This window comes from Sodalinema sp., assembly GCF_046483825.1.
Lineage (GTDB): Bacteria > Cyanobacteriota > Cyanobacteriia > Cyanobacteriales > Geitlerinemataceae > Sodalinema.
Map to the genome: position 1 here is coordinate 1 of NZ_JAWOCL010000251.1, position 17,671 is coordinate 17,671.

A 17,671-nucleotide genomic window follows, 5' to 3' on the forward strand; every position below is an offset into this window, starting at 1 on the left:
GGGGTCATCGCAATCAGTTGACCTTGGGCGGTTCGTTCCAGGCGCAAGTCGGGGTTATTTTGACACAGTTTTAGGAAGGTTTCATCGCTTAAGTTTAAGGTGGAGTCGAGGTTAAGGGTAATCATGACTCATCATTGGCCTCAGAGGTCAACTGGACATTGTCATACAGCACGGACAACTCCAGTTCAAAATCAAGACTCTCCAACCGGAACCCTTCCCCCGCCTCATACTGAGCATAGCCCCACATCCGACCCTCATCACCTCGACGGTAGAGTTCCACCGTCATCGACTGGGAATCGACTAACACATACTCCTGCACAGTAGGAATTTGACGATAGCATTTTAGTTTTGTACTGCGATCGCCCGCCGCCGTACTCGGAGACAACACCTCTACAATCACCGTAGGATGTTTCACCGACGTTTGAGCCTGTAAATCCTCCGCATCACAAGTGACCACTAAATCAGGGTAAAAATAGAGTTCGTTCTTACTGTCCTCAACCTTGACATCAGACACATTCGCTCGACAGCCTCGTTGGCGCAAATGAGGGTACAAGGCCCGGTAAAAGTTGAGGGCAAGATCATTATGAGCAATGTCATTATCGACAATGTCATCATGAGGAATAGTCTCCCCCATCATCGCTATAATTTCGCCATCGATGTACTCGTAGCGATAGTCCTGCTGGGCCTCCCAATCTAAATACTCTTGGGGGCTAAGGCCTGAAGGAAGATCCGGTTGGGCAATCATGGGGAGTCCTCCATAGTGAATTTAGAGACGGTTCACAGAGAGTCCAGACCCCTGAGGCCAGAGGTCTGGGCTATCTTCAATCTAGCAAATCCCTTAATGCAGGAAGTGGCGTACTCCCGTGAACACCATCACCACCCCTAACTCATTGGCTGCCGCGATGGAATCCTTATCCCGGATACTGCCCCCCGGTTGGACAATGGCCGTAATCCCCGCCGCTGCTGCTGAACGCACGGAGTCGTCAAAGGGGAAGAAACCGTCACTGGCTAAGGTCGCCCCCTGACAGCCCTCTCCTGCCTGTTCTAAGGCAATCTTAGCCGCACCAACACGGTTCATTTGTCCCGCGCCAATCCCGAGGGTGGTGCGGTCTTTGGTGACGACAATGGCATTGGATTTGACGTGTTTACAGACCTTCCAGGCAAAGAGTAACTCCTCTAACTCCTGCGGTGTGGGTTGCTTTTCCGTCACCACTTGCCAATCTTGGGTCTGTTCGACTAAATCATCGGCGGTTTGGACGAGGAAGCCGCCGGCAATGGCTTTAAGAGTTTCCCCAGTTCCGACATTCAAATCAGCCAGGGTTAACACCCGTAACTTGGATTTTTTGGCTAACACCTCTCGCGCGGCTGCGTCACAGTCGGGGACAATCACACATTCGAGGAAGGTTTTAGTCATAGCGGTGGCCGTCTCCGCATCCAGACAGCGGTTGAGGGCGACAATTCCCCCAAAGGCTGACACGGAATCAGCGGCAAAGGCTCGTTCATAGGCCTGCACCAGACTCTCCCCTAACGCTACGCCGCAGGGATTGGTATGTTTCAAGACGGCGGCGGCGGGGGGTTGGTCTTCCCCGAGAAATTCGGCGATGATGCGTCGCGCCGCTTCTAGGTCGACGAGGTTGTTGTAGCTGAGTTCTTTGCCCTGTAACTTCTCGGCTGCACCCCAACCGCTGGGGGTCTGGCCCACTTGATACCAGGCGGCTTTTTGGTGGGGGTTCTCGCCGTAGCGGAGGGCTTGGATTTGACTGCCGGCGATGCCAAACTGTTCGGGGAGGCTGTCGCTGTTGGCTTGTTGGTTGAGATAGGTGGCGATCGCCCGATCGTATTGACACGTATGCCAGAATCCCGCTGTGGCGCAATCCCGGCGAAACTCAAAGGAGGGGTCTCCATGCTGACGCAGTTGCTCTAAATAGTCAGAATACTGCTGCGGGTTACAGAGAACCGTTAGATGTTGGAAGTTCTTGGCTGAGGCCCGCAACATGGCAGGACCGCCAATGTCGATGTTTTCCACCGCATCGGCCAGGGTGACATCGGCTTTGGCAATGGTGGCCTCAAAGGGGTAGAGATTCACCACCACGAGGTCGATGGGGCGAATCTCGTTGGCCGCTAAGTCCTGTTGATGCTCGGGCAGGTCGCGACGGGCTAAAATGCCCCCATGAACGCGAGGGTGCAGGGTTTTGACTCGTCCGCCGAGGATTTCCGGGAAGCCGGTGTAATCCGAGACTTTGGTGACTGGGATTCCCGCCTCGTTTAAGACCTTGGCGGTCCCACCGCTACTGATGATGTCAAATTGAAATTCCTCGACGAGCGATCGCCCCAGGTCCACAAGTCCAGTTTTATCGGATACGCTCAGTAGTGCTAGACGCGCCACGGTTTTGAGTCCTTTTACATGAGTCAACCCGTGTATTCTACCGGGGATTTTGCCCCAACTACACCGCCGCTGAGAGCTGAGTGGGCAGGGTTAGCCGCACTTGGGTGAGTTCTCCCGGCTGACTGTCAATGGTTAGAGTTCCCTGATTCAATTTGATAATACGTTGGACAATCTCCAAGCCTAAGCCAGAGCCTTGTTGTTCATAGAGTTTGCGATCGAACTGTTCATAAGCTCCCAACTGCTTAATCTGCGCCGGTTGTAAGCCACGACCGCGATCGCTCACGGTCACCTGCACCTGCTCCCCACTGGCCGTCAACTCGACCTTAACCGGGGTTCCCGCCTCTGAAAACTTGAAGGCATTATCGACCAATTCCTCTAATACTTTAATAAACCAGGTTTCCGGCATGGCCACTGGGCTATCTTGCAGGGAAATCGCCAAATCCTGAGCGCGATGGTGACGCTGTGCGATCGCCGTAATCCGGGCCGACACCGTTCCCGTGGGTTGCTCCATTTGCCCGGTAAACAACTCCCGACTGCGTTCTAGATCCTCCTTAAGCAGTTCCAATTGAGCGTACAGCAAAAAGTTCTGAATCGAGTGATAGAGTCGTTCGGCTGAGGCGCGAATCCCCATTCCCATCTCATAGACGTCTTGCGGCTCGATCTCTTCATGCTCTTCACAGAGGAAGGTCGCATAGCCGAGAATACCGTTGAGCGGGGTCAATAACTCATGGGGGAGGGAGCGGGTTAAATTCTGCCGCAGTTCCCCGAGACGCTGATTGGAGGACTCTTCCCAAAGCTGCTGTTTTTCCAATCGCGCCTCAACGGCCCCAATTAACTCCGTAATCGTAAAGGGTTTGGAGAGGTAATCATCAGCCCCTAAATTCATCCCCTCCCGCACTTGCTGCTTTTCGGCTTTCGCTGTGAGAAAGATAAAGGGGACGGTTTGGAAACGCGGCTGACTTCGTAGATACGATAACACCCCATAGCCGTCGAGTTCCGGCATCATGATGTCACAAATAATCAGGTCTGGGGCGGTTTCCTGAGCGCGTTCTACGCCAATACGTCCATTGGGAGCGGTGAAGACGGTGTGCTCAGCTTCCGAGAGGATTTCGGAAATAATTTCACAAATATCTTGCTCGTCTTCGATAACTAGAATTGTTGCCATAGAGGGTTGATATGGGGAACTACAAAAATCGGGATGGTCGAGAAAATCCGAGATACTTAACCTGACCGCCGGCTCAAGAGTCCACGGGTGAGTGCTAACTCGATCGCAGCAGTTCGCCTAACTCGATCGCCGGCAGGGGACGGTGGAAGAAATAGCCCTGCCCACGATCGCAGCTGAGTTCCTGTAAACAGGCTCGCTCTTCGGGGGTTTCGATGCCTTCGGCGATCGCCGTCAAGCCAATTTTATGGGCCATCTCGATCACCGCCTCGGTAATGATGGCATTTTTGCGGTGACGGTGTATAGCCGCCACGAAACAGCGATCAATCTTGAGCATATCAAAGGGAAATCGTTGCAAATAGCTCAGGGAGGAAAATCCAGTGCCAAAGTCATCGATCGCAATGGAGATCCCTAAGGCTTTGAGTTGATTCAGGATGCGAACACTGGTATCGGGATCTCGGACTAAACAAGTTTCTGTGAGTTCTAACTCTAATGATTCGGGTTTTCGGTTAAAGCGACGCAGAATCTGGGCTAGGCGTTGGTAAAGCTGGGGATCTTCAAATTGTCGGGCGGAGAGATTCACCGCGACACGGAGGGGAGGTAATCCCTGAGCGTCCCAGATCTGGGCCTGACGACAGGCGGTTTCTAAAACCCACTCTCCCAGGGGAATGATGAGATCGCTCTCCTCGGCGATGGGAATAAAACGATTGGGGGGAATCGAGCCTCGCTGGGGATGATGCCAACGCATGAGGGCTTCGACGCCGCAAATCTCACCGTTGTTTAGGTTGATTTGAGGTTGATACACCAGCAGCAATTCATCGCGCCGCTCAGGGTTCTCCAAGGCAGACCGGAGATCTCGCTCTAGGGCCAGGCGATCGCCGCGATCGCCCGATAAGGCGCCACTATAGACTTCAACGGCTGTTCCTCCCGAGGACTGAGCTTTCTGTCGCGCCTGTTGGCTATGTTGCAAGAGGGGATCGAGTTGCTGAGCATCGCGAGGATAGAAGGCAATCCCCAGGTTAACTTGTAGTACGATGTCCCCCTGACTGAGCGAAATCGGTTGACTGAGATGATGAAAGAGGGCTTGAATCTGCTCTTGAGCCTGATAACGAGAACTGACGGGGGGCAGAACCAGCACAAATTCATTGCCATTAAGACGGGCCATCAAGGGCGAGTCTTGAGCAAAGAACCCTTGCAGCCGTTGGGCGAGAACTTGCAGACAGTGATCGCCGCTGCTGTAGCCCAATTCAGCGTTAATCTCTCGTAACCGCTCCACCCCCACACAGACTAAGGGAACCAAGCTAGAGGCATCCAGGGGCTGGAGTTGCTTGAGAAATCGCTCAAACTCCTGTCGCAGTCTCAGTTGATTGAGTAACCCCGTTAGCTGATCCTGACTCAAAACTTGATTTAAACGCTCTTTGGCCTGCTCAAGTTGCTGTTGATAATGGCTTTGGGTGCGCAGCAGTTGTTCATGATGTCGCTGGGAGAGAACCGCCTGTTTTTTGAGCCGCATCCGCACGGCGGTCAGCAGTTCATCGCGGGTAAAGGGTTTGGTGAGATAGTCGTCTGCCCCCAAATCCATGCCGACGCGGAAGTCGAGGCGATCGGCTTTGGCCGAGAGGAAAATAAAGGGAATGTTATCGGTGGCGGGATTGTCTTTGAGTTGGCTGAGGACACCATAGCCATCCAACTCTGGCATCATAATGTCGCATAAAATCAAATCGGGTTGCTGACGCTGAGCCATTTGGTAGCCTAGCTCACCATTGTCAGCGGTTAGCACGTCAAACTTCTCAGTGGTTAACAACTCGCTGAGAATTTCTCGCACGTGACTTTCATCTTCAATCACGAGAATCGTCGTCATAAGCTAGAGATTGGGTAAGGGGCAGCAGGACGGTAAAGGTGGAACCGGAACCTTCTTGGCTCTCCACGGTGACTTGTCCGCCATGAAGATTCACGGCGTTTTTCACGATGGATAAGCCCAGTCCTGTCCCTTGTATGTTAGCGGCATTTTTCGCGCGATGGAATGAGGTAAATAAATCCGCTTGATCGGCTTCGGGAATGCCAATTCCATGATCTCGCACCTGGAACAGGATCTGGTTTTCCTCGGTTTTTAAGTAGACCTCGATCGCTGAATCTGCGGCGGAGTATTTGAGGGCATTCGAGAGCAGATTCGAGAGAATTTGTGAGACTAAGGTCTGATCTAAATAAATCTCCCTGGTGTGAAGGTCATGGCTCAGTTGAATCCGGCGATCGCGATAGGTTTTGGTGAGGACTTGCTCGATCGCACTCTCGAAGAGTTCCAGGATATTGACGAGGCTGGGGGAAAAGGTCAGTTGTCCGGCTTCGGCTTGGCCGACGGTTAGGACATCATTGAGCAGGCGCGTCATGTGATCAACGGTGTCATGGATGCGATCGAGATAGCGCTGTCTTTTTTCTGGCTTCCAGTTCTGGCCATAATGTTTGAGCAGTTCGGCAGACCCTAAAATGGTGGTTAGTGGGGTGCGAAATTCATGGGAGGTCAGGGTAATAAACCGTGATTTAAGCTCGTTGAGTTCTCGTGCGGCTGAGAGGGACACTAATAGTTCGGCATTACTCCGTTGCAGTTCAGCGGTTCGCTCTTCGACGATGGTTTCGAGTTCTTCGTTGAGTGTGGTTAGGGCTTGCTGATTGAGATAACTCCGAGTGATCTCTAAGGCGGTTCCCACTAGGCCCAAGATGCTGCCAAATTCATCAACGAGGGGTTCGACGGTTAGGTCATAGTAGTGAAAGCGGTCGTTTAAGGTCAGAGCAATCTCCTGACGGCTCCCCTGTTGCTGCTCTAAGACGCGACGCTCGATCGCCTCCCAGGCGATCGCATCTTGGGCTGAGAAGAGGTCATGATTGGTATGCTCTAAAATTTCTTGGGGATCTAGGCCAGGAAAGCTTTTATAAATCCAGGTGTACCGCAACTGGCGATCTTTGCGAAATACGGTGATGGGGAGATGATTCAGGGCAATCTCAAAGGGGTTCAGTGGCCCCAATTCCAGCGGTACTTCAGCTAACTCGGAGAGCTTCAGGAGGGCTAAACTGGGTAATACCCCCAGACAGTGCTGCTGTTCATTGAGCAGCAATAAGAAGGGATGCTGCTGGGCGGCTTCGTAGAGGGCGGGGGGATGGTTGAGGAGATCGGGGGCGATCACGGCTTGTCCGGGGGTGATCAGACGGGAGACGGGAACTGAGCGGGGATCGTCTCCCTGGGCCAGAACGGCGATCGCCTCCTCGGCGGTGATCAGTCCCAAACAGCGATCGCCCTCAACGACACAGAGATAGCCCGAGTGGAGAGACGTCCTGGGGGAACCTGAGTCCGGTGGTTCCGTCATCTTGGCCCGAAACTGATCCCAAATGTTGCTCAGGGGCGTTTCAGCGGAGATGGAGGGGGGATGGAGATCCAGGAATTGAGCAATGAATTCCGGAAAGACGTGAAGTGTCGATGACATGAATGCGATTGACCTATTCGAGACAAGACCCGGCCGCTGGCTGACCGCTGCGGCTCTAGTCAACCTCAATCCTCGCGTCCCAGTATTCGGGAAAGTATTCGGGAGAATCATCCCATCGTTTTGCGCCCCAAGCCGCGCTCAACTGGGAGGACAAGATTGACCCCCACCCTGGCGTCACTATACCATACAATGCTTGAACTCTCTGCCAAAGCCCGACCCCCAACCCTCGGAGCTGAGTCAGCGATCGCCCCTCAACTCTAACGTCCCGTTCATCCCATTGGCAAAGAATTTGACATATTATGAAACTTGTGGTAGAAGGCTGGCGTTTTGTCCCTCACTCCTTTGCGGTGGCCAATCAACATCAACTCTTGGAATTCCTACGCCGTCCTCAACTTCAAGTCTTTCATCGGGACTTGCCCTATTTAGATCACACCTGGGAACCGCAATCAGGACTCTTTACAGCGGCCGAGGAACAGCAGTTAGGACAAATTCCGCCGCCGCCATTACATCTGCGGGCTGATGCTACTCTACGGATGGTGATGCCCTATGATTTATCGGACTCCGACTCCCAGAAAACCTATGTTTTTGGCACAACGGAATGGCGGATTGTGCAAAAAGCCATGCTAAACATGATGGGAATTGAGGATTTTGCGCAGGCTCATCGAGACTCCGGGACCGTGATTATTACCCCCTCCCAGTGGTCTCGCGAGGGCTTTCTGCGAGCGGGAGCGGTTCCTGAACGGGTGCGGGTGGTTCCTCATGGGGTGGATACGGCGGTGTTTCACCCCGCAGCGGCGGCGGAACGTCAACGGCGGCGGCAGCAGTCGCAACTTGAGGGCTGTTTTGCCTTTCTCAATATCGGGGTCATGACCTGGAATAAAGGCTTACGGATGCTTCTCAAAGCCTTCGCTGAGGTGACGCACCGCTATCCTCAGGCCCGATTAGTCCTCAAAGGCAGTGATGCGATTCGTAACTCTCGTAAGTTTGTCCTCGAAGGCCTTGAGGAGATGTTAACGCCCCAGGAGCGCGATCGCGTCATACCCCGCCTAGCCTATATTGGCCGCAGTCTCTCAACTCAGGAGTTGGCCCAACTCTATCAAACCTGTGATGCCTATATTTCTCCCTATTTGGCAGAAGGCTTTAATATGCCGGTTTTGGAAGCAGCCGCTTCCGGATTACCGATTCTCTGCACCAAAGGCGGCTCAACGGATGATTTCACCGATCGCCGTTTCACGGGCTATATTGACAGTGAACTGAAACAGGTGGAATGGGATCACGAAATCCGAGATTATCTGCATCCGAGTTTAGAGCATACGGTGGCCCTGATGAGCCAACTGATCGAAACCCCTAGCTTCGTCGAACAGGCGCGACGGACTGCCCCAGAATGGGTGCAACAAGGCTTTACTTGGCAGCACATTGTCGATCGCCTGTTGGGGATTATGGAGGCGTGAGAGCCTTTTCTGGGGAGGGTTGAGAGGTCTGGAAAGGCCGGCGGGGAACAACAATCTGGAATATCGATCCCTGAGTCGGATGGGGATGCACCTGAATGGTCCCCTGATGTCCTTCAATGACCATTTTACAAAAGGCTAAGCCTAAGCCAATTTGCGAGATATTAGCCATCATGGTTCCAATCTCATATTTCTCAAATATCTTTTCCCGTAACTCCTCGGGTACACCTGGCCCCGCATCAATCACCTCAATTTGGATCTGTTCTGGGTTGAACGCCGTCACCGTTAGGGTGATTTGACTCTCCTGAGGGGCAAACTTAATAGCATTGGCAATCAAATTATCTAACACCCGCTGAAATAGGGCTGCATCCAACTCAATTCCTGTCAGTGGAGTCTTAGGAAGTTGACTCACTAGGGAGATGTTCTTTTGGCCGGCGATCGCCTCAAATCGGGTTAAACAAGATTGTGCTAAGGCGCCTAAATCGACGAAATCATAGTTCAGATTCAGTTGTCCCGCTTCAGTCAAGGTAACCTGCAATAAGTCTTCAACAATTGTTTGCACTGATTTAGCCAACGAATAGACAGTTTCGAGGCGATGCAGGCGTTTAACTTCTGGATAGTTAGGACTGCGGATCAGTTCTAAGCCGAGCAAGAGGCCACTGAGCGGGTTGCGAACGTCATGGAGAATCATTTTGACGAGATCTTCTCGCAATTGTAATAATCCCTGTAGCTCGTCATACTGATGCTTAAGCCTCAGCATTGACTTGACCCTAGCCCGCAATTCTAAGCCATTGACGGGTTTGCCAATAAAGTCATCTGCTCCCGCTCCTAGACACCGAGCTAAATTATCTTTAGAACGGATGGCTGTGATCATAATAATCGGAACCATGCGCCAATTGGGCATGGCTTTTAAACGCCGACAAATTTCAATGCCATCGACATCTGGCATCATCACATCCAAGAGAATCAAATCCGGGTTATAACTCTCCAGAGAGGCGATCGCATCCAAGCCATTAGCGGCATATTCTAACTGATAATCCTCCTGACTCAACAGCGCATCAATAACATCAAAGTTATCGGGTTCATCATCAATCACAAGAATAATAGCAGTCATGGCACATCTCCCACACAGATATCAGCAGAGGTCAGAGTCGGCTAACATCTGTTCAATCTGTTGAACTAGCTCTCTTAGTTTAACAGGTTTGCTGAGATAATCTGTTGCGCCTGCTGCTAAACAGCGATCGCGATCGCCCTCCATAGCCAACGCCGTCAGAGCTAGGATGGGAACCCCCCTCAGGTCTGGGTTTTGGCGAATCAGTTGCGTGGCTTCTAAACCATCCATTCCTGGCATTTGAATATCCATCAAGATAATATCGGGTCGTTCTGATGCCGCCAAATGCACGGCCTCGACGCCATTTTTAGCCGTCAGGAGACGATAGCCTTTAACGGTGAGATAACTCCCTAAAGTGTTTAGACTCGCCTCATTATCTTCTGCGACTAAAATCAGGGGTGACGACTCAGGAGATGAGGATGGCTCTAGCCGTGAAGATGCTGAAGAGGAGGCGGATGAATCGGGGGCGATCGCAGTGCGGTAGGGTAGAGTAAAGCTAAAACAACTGCCCACTCCTACCTCACTGGTTAAACTGACTTGACCCTGATGAAGTTCCACAAGTCGCTTCACTAGGGCCAATCCTAAGCCAGTTCCCTCATATTGCCGATTTAAGGCACTATCGATTTGCACAAAGGGTTGAAACAGTTTCTGGATATTCTCTGGCGTGATGCCAATTCCTGTATCCTGGACAGCAAAACAAAGGTCTGATGTTTCCCCGCTAGAATCACTCACAACTTCCGTGACGGTGAGGCGAATTTCTCCTCCTTCCAGAGTAAATTTTACGGCATTGTTGAGTAAATTGAGTAAAACCTGGCGAATCCGTCGTTCATCGAGAATAATGGGTGACAGATGGCCCGGAATATCTAAGCTTAACTGAATTCCTTTTTGGGAGGCCTGTTGCCGCACAAAGGCTAAACTCGATTCACACAGATGTTTCACAGGAGTTGGGGCGCAATCTAATTCAACCTGCCCGGATTCGATTTTAGCGACATCTAAAATATCGTTGATTAACTGCAATAAATGAGTGCCACTGCGTTCAACGGTTTCTAACGCCCTTCGTTGTTTATCATTGACACCGCCAAAAACGTCATCTTGGAGGGCTTCTGTCATGCCTAAAATGGCATTGAGCGGGGTGCGGAGTTCATGGCTCATGTTTGCGAGAAACTCATCTTTCAAGCGAGTCGCCCGAATCAGTTTTTCATTGGTGTAGGATAATTGTTCTTCCGCTCGCTTGCGTTTTCCATCGATGCGATAGCCTTCGATTAGGTTACTACAGGTGACTAAAAATGGGGCGAGATAATCAATTACTTCCTGATTATAGCCTTCGGGGCGGTTGGCAATGCCGACAAGGCCCATTAAGGTATCTCCTTGGAAAAAGGGCAATCCTAAAAAGCATTTTAAGGGCGGATGTCCTGAGGGAGTTCCACCCCGGCGAGAGTCAGTGGTTGGGGAGTTGGAAATAACGGGTTTGCCGGTCATAATCACCGCCCCAAACAGGGTATTCATATTCTCGAACTCCATCCCCTGTTCATAATTGTCTTCATAAAATTGGCGCGTGGCAGCATCCCAAGCCAGATTGCTGATGCTATGGGTTCTTAGATAAGGAGTTCCACTCAGTTTAAAGAGGGTTTCCTCTATGCAGGCGCTGCCGTCATCGCTGAAGATAACCTCGCCAATAAAGCCATATTCACTCTCGGTGAGTTCTAACAGTCGCGCTAGTAACTCCTCAAAAATTACCAGGCGATTGGTAGCGGTAATAAATTGGGCTTGGGCTTGACTAATGGTTGAGAGGAGAGCGTTACTACTTTGTAGGGCAATTTCAGCGGTTTTGCGGGCAGTGATGTTGAAGCGAACGGCTAAAAATTGGACGGGCTTACCCTGATGGTCTAAAAAGGGAACGATGGTACTATCAACCCAATAGATGGAGCCATCTTTGGCGCGGTTGCAGACTTCTCCTCGCCAAACTTCACCCTGTAAAATGGTTGACCACAAGTTTTGAAAGAACGACTGAGGATGATAACCCGAATTGACCAAGCGATGGGTTTGCCCGAGAAGTTCCTCGCGACGATACCCAGAAATTCCTAGAAACGGCTCATTGGCATAGGTGATGACTCCATCGGGATTGGTAATGGCAACAATGGCCGATTCATCGAGGGCTAATTTGAAGGCGGCCAGTTGTTGCAGGAGTTGTTGATTTTCCTGTTCAGCTTGTTTGAGATCGGTGATATCTTCAGCAATACCGGCAATGCGATAGGGCTGTCCTTGGTCGTTTAAAATGGGGAAGGCGCGATCGCGAATCCAGCGAATCTCACCGTCGGGACGCAGAATGCGATATTCTTCGTCATATTGCCCTTGGATTTGTTTGGGAATCGCCGCCAAAACCCGATCGCGATCGCCCAGATGCAAACTCTCAGCCCAGACGGCTGGAGTGTTAAACAGTTCCTGTATCGGTCGCTGCCAGATGCGCTCATAGGCGGGACTAATATAGATGGGTTGGCGGCTATCACAATGGAGAATCCAAAAGACGGCATCTGCGACATCGGCTAATTGTCGGAACTTTTCTTCACTTTCCCGCAGCGCCTGTTCTGTGCCTTTACGCTCACTAATATCTCGACAGACGCAAATCAATAAGTCTTCATCCGTCCGAGATAGGGATAATTCTAAAGGAAAGGAACCCCCATCTTTGCGTCGCGCCGTCGATTCCCCTTGCCAGGTTCCCTGACGGTCTAATTGGGGGAAAATTTCAGCATCAGCGCGAGGGATTTCCTCGGGGATAAATAAGCGATGCCACGATTGACCGATGAGTTCGGAGGGGGAATCATAGCCAAAAATCTGACAATGGGCGCTATTTAAATAGATATAGTTATGATCTCGAAGAATAGCAATACCATCGATCGCCGTTTCCATAGCCACCAGTTGCCGCTTAAGGGTGGTTTCATGGTGTTTGCGATCGCTAATATCCACCACCACACAGACACAACTGCCATTGTCTGGGGACAAGAGCGCCACCCCGATTAACACCCACACGGCATGGCCATCCCGGTGCAGATAGACTTTTTCCCAAGGCTGAACGCTCCCCGACTCTTGTAGCATCTCCATCGCCTTGAGATCTAAATCTCGGTACTCCGGGGGAGTGATCTGCGCCCAATTTAAGCGTCCCTGCTCCAAATCGGCTCGGGAATAGCCCAACATCTGTAAAAAGTGATCATTGGCGTCACTAATTTGACCGCTAAAGTCGGTAAACATCATGCCGACAACGTTGGCCTCGAACACGCGACGGAAGCGGGTTTCACTTTCTCGTAGGCGGATTTCCGCTTCTTTGCGCTCGGTAATGTCAAAATTGATGCCAATGAGACTTTCCGGCTCCCCTTGAGCATCACGAATCAGGGTTCCCGAGGCTTTCAGGTAACGCAGAGTGCCATCGGTGCGCAGAATCCGCAATTCGCGATTGTAGTCAAGCTCTCCAGACATAACCTGTTCGCTGAGACATTCAATCTCGGGGCGATCGTCGGGGTGAAGGTGATCGAGCCACATTTCATAAGATGGGGGACCGGATGAAGGAGACACGCCGTAGAGTGGATACATACGCTTATCCCAGATCATCTGTCGATCCTTGAGATGCAACTCCCAGCAGCCAATTCCACTGGAGTCGAGAGCGAGGTTTAGGCGTTGGGAAAGCTGTTCGAGTTCACGGCTATGCTGTTGCCGCAATTGATCAAGTTCGAGGTTGGTTTGTTGCTGGTAACAGAGGCCTTGCAGTAAACTCGCGGCGGTGATCAGGCCTCGAAGACGATCGCCCTCATCCACCACCAAGACACAGTCAATCTGCTCCCGGTGTAGCCGCTGACAGAGACTCCAGAGATCCCCACAGTCAGATTCTCGCAGTTTTAAGGGCGGCTGTCTCATCAGCTCTCGAATTGGAGTGTGCTGCCCTTGTTCTTGGATGATTCCCCGTAGTAAATCGCCGTCTGTGAGCAGGCCGAGGGGGCGATCGCCATCGACGACCACCCAACAGTCTGATGCTCCGTCTGCTTCTTGCCAGGACTTTTTTGCCACCTCTGGAGAATCCTGGGGGGTAACACCCTTCATTTGGGCGATCGCCTCTTTCAGCGTAATTTCAAAACTTAGGATTTTCGGACTCCTGAGAATTGCGGCTCCAGACGTGACTTCCATGAGATTCGTTTTCTTCGACTAAGACTTTAAAACTGAAGCTGGCTCTCAAGCTATTCCCAACTGGGGTCATTATAGCTAAGTTTGTGGGGCAATTTCCTTAAGCTACGACAATTAGCGCCCGGATCATTCACACTAGCGAACCCCGGATTTGTCCGGAAAGCAGCTCTGGCTCGACAACTCGGTATTTTCCGAGTCTTAATCGCATTAAGGAATTAGGGGTCTAAGTAATTTCAGCCATAGACCCATAAGCTTAGACCTGTATCTTTCCCTGTTGCAGCAGTTCCTCAATGCGCGTCACAAGATGTTTGAGTTTGACCGGTTTGCTGATATAATCATCCGCGCCCGCTTGCAAACATCGCTGCTGATCTGATTCCATGGCCAAGGCCGTCAGGGCAATTATAGGAACATCAAGACCCCAGGGCTGTTGACGAATTCGCTGCATCGCTTCCAAGCCGTCTACTCCCGGCATTTGAATATCCATGAGAATCAAATTAGGCTGTTGCAATTTGGCTTGCTCAATCGCCTCAGCGCCATCTTTAGCCAGTCGTAATTGATAGCCTTTGGCGATTAAATAACTGGATAAGGTCTGGATATTTGCCGGATTATCTTCCGCTAATAAAATCAAGGCGGAGGACTCAGTTTCCTGGCTGTCCGTCGCCTCGTCTACCCTGGGATCTGTTGTCCCGGTTTCCGAACCATTTGTGCCGGTTAGGGGGAGGGTTATCGTGAAACAACTGCCAACTCCCAATTGACTGGTTACTCCCACCTCCCCGCCGTGCAGTTCCACCAGGCGCTTGACGAGGGATAGTCCTAATCCGGTTCCTTCAAATTGACGATTTAAGGCGCTGTCAATTTGCATAAAGGGTTGAAAGAGTTTGGGGAGATGTTCGGGTGCAATGCCAATTCCGGTATCTTCGACGGACCAACGCACCCCGATCACTGAGGCGGTAGTGGGGTGAGAAGGCGGGCCGAACAGGGGGGTCACCTGAAGCTTAATATGTCCTCCCTTGGGGGTGAATTTGACGGCATTATTGAGTAAATTAATCAGAACTTGACGCATTCGTCGCTCATCTAAGAGCATTTGCGGAACTGTCGAAGATAGATTAAGCGTTAGCTCAATGTTTTTACTGAGTGCTTGTTGTTTAATGACATTGAGACTGGATTCACACAGGGGTGCGATCGCCGTGGCTGAGAGATTCAGTTCAATTTGACCTGATTCAATTTTAGCGACGTCTAAAATATCGTTAATTAAGGCCAACAGATGGCCGCCACTACTTTCAATGGTTTGCAGTGCATGGCGTTGAGCGTCGCTAACTGCACCGAAAACGTCTTCCTGGAGCGCTTCCGTCATGCCTAAAATGGCATTGAGGGGGGTTCGTAGTTCATGACTCATGCTGGCCAGGAATTCGTCTTTGAGGCGCGTGGCCCGCATCAATTGTTCATTGGTTTGTCGCAGTTGAGCTTCGGCGTGTTTGCGATCGCTGATATCCTCGGCGATTCCCGCTACACGATAGACTTGTCCTTGTTCGTTTTTAATGCTAAAGGCGCGATCGCGAATCCAGCGCACCTCGCCATCGGCACGTATAATACGGTACTCCTCGTTATACTCCTCTAAGATATCTTCGGCTGGATTGGCTTCAAGGCGAGAACGATCCTCGGGATGCAAATGCTCTAGCCAAGCGTTGGCGTTTTCATAGAGTTCCTCAACGGGATACCCCCAAATCCGTTCATAGGCGGGACTGACATAGACTTGAGAACGACTGACGAGATCGACAATCCAGAACACCGCATCGACGGCTTCAGCCAGTTGTCGGAACTTTTCTTCACTCTCTTTTAGGGCTAATTCTGAGCGTTTGCGATCGGTAATATCTAAGTTAATCCCCACGAGACTGACGGGTTCGCCGGACTGATTCCGTCGCACCCGAGCCGAGCTTTTTAGGATACGAACTGTCCCATCGTCCCGACAAATTCGGAACTCTAAATGAGCATCTTCATCGGTGCGTAACATCTGTTCAATGGTCTGTTCTAAGCGGGGGCGATCATCGGGATGAACCAATAACAAACACTTCGGGTAATCGATGGCTGTTCCTGGCGCGATACCATAAATTTCATAGATACGCTGATCCCAGACTAAGGAACCATCCTTCAGACTCGCTTCCCAACAGCCAATGGAGGCGGATTCGAGGGCCATGGTTAAGCGATCAGACAACTCTTGTAATTGAGCCTCCCGCTTTCTTAACTGTTTGGTGCGTTGATGGACTGTTTTTTCCAGGTTTTGGTTGAGGCGACGCAGTTGTTCTTGACTACGTTGGCGTTCCCGTAATGCGGCTTGGCGATCGCGAATATCACGAATCATTAACAGCACTTCCTCGGGGCCATTTTTAATCACCCGGACTTCTTCCTCGATGGCGACTGAATTCAAGGTAAAGCTTTGTTCAAAAACCTGTAACTCTCCCGTTTGTAAGGCTGTTGTAATCACCCGGCGAGTCTGTTGCGCGACGTTCGCTGGTAAGACGGCTTCAATCAGCCGTCCCCGGCGGCTGAGCGGGTCTATGTCCTGTTTTGCTGTTGGCACATCGGCGACGACGGGGCGATAAATTCCATCAGGTTTAACCCGAAACATTAAATCAGGAATTGCCGCTAAAATGGCGCGATTTCTTGCCTCACTTTTCCAGAGTGCTTGTTCAGATTTTCGACGTTCAACTCGAATTTGTCCTTCACGAATTTCGCGGCGAATTGCCTCGCCTAAACGAGTTAAATTGCCTTTCATGATGTAATCATTGGCTCCCGCTTTCATCATAGCAACTGCGGATTTTTCACCAATAGTTCCCGACACAACAATAAAGGGAATATCTAACTCAAATCCCTGAACAATTTTGAGCGCTTCAGGGGCTTCAAATCCCGGTAAATGATAATCGGAAATAATCAAATCCCAGGAGGAGTCTATTAAGGCTTGGCGCAGGTCATCCGGGGACTGAACCTGTTGATAATCAAGTTGAAACCCCTCCCGTTTTAAGGCACGAGTCAGTAAGAGGACATCATCGTCCGAGTCCTCGATCAAGATAAACTTAAGGAGATTGTTCATCGTAATTAACCTATCTTTAAATAACTCGTTATTTTGTCTTAAGGATGCGGTTTATTCACTAGAGTCCAATATAACCCTAATTGGGAGACAGCTTCGACAAATTCCTTGAACTCAACGGGCTTACGCACATAGCTATTCGCCCCGGAATCGTAGCTTTCAATGATATCACGATCTTCACTAGAGGAGGTCAAAACCACTACAGGTAAGCTTTTGGTTTTGGGGCTAGTGCGAATCTGTCGCAGCACTTCAAACCCATCTAATTTGGGTAATTTTAAATCGAGTAACACCACCGCTGGTAACGGCTTTAGCTCAGAGAGAAGGGTTAAGGCTTCTTCTCCATTGCGGGCAATAAAAATTGGATTGGTAATCTTAGCTTTCCGTAGCGAGCGTAGGGTTAACTGCTCATCATCGGGGTTATCTTCGACTAGGAAAACGGGGCGCAGCGACGGAGTCATAACTAGGTTCTCATCCCTCATGAGTTCGCGGTTTTTAAGTTTAGGGCGGATTGATTAAAAACAGGTGACAGGAACCGTCAAGGGATGATAAAATGAAAGGTCGCCCCTTGGCCGACCTGACTCTGACCCCAAATCAGTCCTCCATGACGTTGAATAATGCGGTGAACCGTGGCCAGTCCGATCCCCGTACCCGGAAATTCCTGGGTATTGTGGAGACGTTGAAAGACCCCGAACAGCATTTTACTGTACTTCATATCAAAGCCAGCTCCATTATCGCGCACAAAATAAACGGGTGCATTGAGGAGGGACGGGTTGAGGGTTTCTGCTGCGATATCGAGAGAAGACTCTTGCCAGAACTCCGGGTTGTTTTTTAAG

11 protein-coding genes are annotated in these 17,671 nt (G+C 50.9%); 1 reads left to right on the plus strand and 10 read right to left on the minus strand.

What is annotated here, in order from left to right:
• Positions 1 to 121 precede the first annotated feature (121 nt).
• From R6U67_RS15880 to R6U67_RS15900, 5 genes are all read right to left on the minus strand, one after another.
• The gene (locus tag R6U67_RS15880; protein WP_410253452.1) at positions 122 to 745 is read right to left on the minus strand and encodes a Uma2 family endonuclease; all 624 of its coding nucleotides are present in this window, start codon (positions 743 to 745) and stop codon (positions 122 to 124) included.
• 93 nt (positions 746 to 838) lie between these two features.
• Complete coding sequence (purH, locus tag R6U67_RS15885) at positions 839 to 2,386, minus strand: bifunctional phosphoribosylaminoimidazolecarboxamide formyltransferase/IMP cyclohydrolase (protein ID WP_410253462.1); 1,548 nt, start codon at positions 2,384 to 2,386, stop codon at positions 839 to 841.
• A gap of 58 nt (positions 2,387 to 2,444) precedes the next feature.
• The gene (locus R6U67_RS15890; protein ID WP_410253453.1) at positions 2,445 to 3,551 is read right to left on the minus strand and encodes a response regulator; all 1,107 of its coding nucleotides are present in this window, start codon (positions 3,549 to 3,551) and stop codon (positions 2,445 to 2,447) included.
• Positions 3,552 to 3,645: 94 nt separating this feature from the next.
• On the minus strand, positions 3,646 to 5,409 hold the full coding sequence (locus tag R6U67_RS15895) for a putative bifunctional diguanylate cyclase/phosphodiesterase (protein WP_410253454.1): 1,764 nt from the start codon (positions 5,407 to 5,409) through the stop codon (positions 3,646 to 3,648).
• Positions 5,387 to 7,024: an ATP-binding protein gene (locus R6U67_RS15900; protein ID WP_410253455.1), complete on the minus strand. Its 1,638-nt coding sequence runs from the start codon at positions 7,022 to 7,024 to the stop codon at positions 5,387 to 5,389. The genes R6U67_RS15895 and R6U67_RS15900 overlap by 23 nt, the downstream gene beginning before the upstream one ends.
• Before the next feature lie 299 nt (positions 7,025 to 7,323).
• Between R6U67_RS15900 and R6U67_RS15905 the strand changes: the two genes are divergently transcribed.
• The gene (locus tag R6U67_RS15905; RefSeq protein ID WP_410253456.1) at positions 7,324 to 8,475 is read left to right on the plus strand and encodes a glycosyltransferase family 4 protein; all 1,152 of its coding nucleotides are present in this window, start codon (positions 7,324 to 7,326) and stop codon (positions 8,473 to 8,475) included.
• Here R6U67_RS15905 and R6U67_RS15910 read toward each other — a convergent pair.
• The 5 genes from R6U67_RS15910 to R6U67_RS15930 form a co-directional block, all read right to left on the minus strand.
• Positions 8,462 to 9,586, minus strand: coding sequence for a response regulator (locus R6U67_RS15910; protein ID WP_410253457.1), 1,125 nt, complete (start codon positions 9,584 to 9,586; stop codon positions 8,462 to 8,464). The two genes, R6U67_RS15905 and R6U67_RS15910, sit on opposite strands and share 14 nt — an antisense overlap.
• 21 nt (positions 9,587 to 9,607) lie before the next feature.
• On the minus strand, positions 9,608 to 13,756 hold the full coding sequence (locus R6U67_RS15915; protein WP_410253458.1) for a PAS domain S-box protein: 4,149 nt from the start codon (positions 13,754 to 13,756) through the stop codon (positions 9,608 to 9,610).
• A gap of 250 nt (positions 13,757 to 14,006) precedes the next feature.
• Complete coding sequence (locus R6U67_RS15920; RefSeq protein ID WP_410253459.1) at positions 14,007 to 16,841, minus strand: response regulator; 2,835 nt, start codon at positions 16,839 to 16,841, stop codon at positions 14,007 to 14,009.
• Between the two features lie 38 nt (positions 16,842 to 16,879).
• Positions 16,880 to 17,296 (minus strand): response regulator, encoded by a 417-nt coding sequence (locus R6U67_RS15925; RefSeq protein ID WP_410253460.1) that lies wholly within the window; start codon positions 17,294 to 17,296, stop codon positions 16,880 to 16,882.
• Between the two features lie 77 nt (positions 17,297 to 17,373).
• Positions 17,374 to 17,671, minus strand: a 298-nt coding sequence (locus R6U67_RS15930) for a sensor histidine kinase (protein ID WP_410253461.1), incomplete at its 5' end; no start/stop codon positions are given.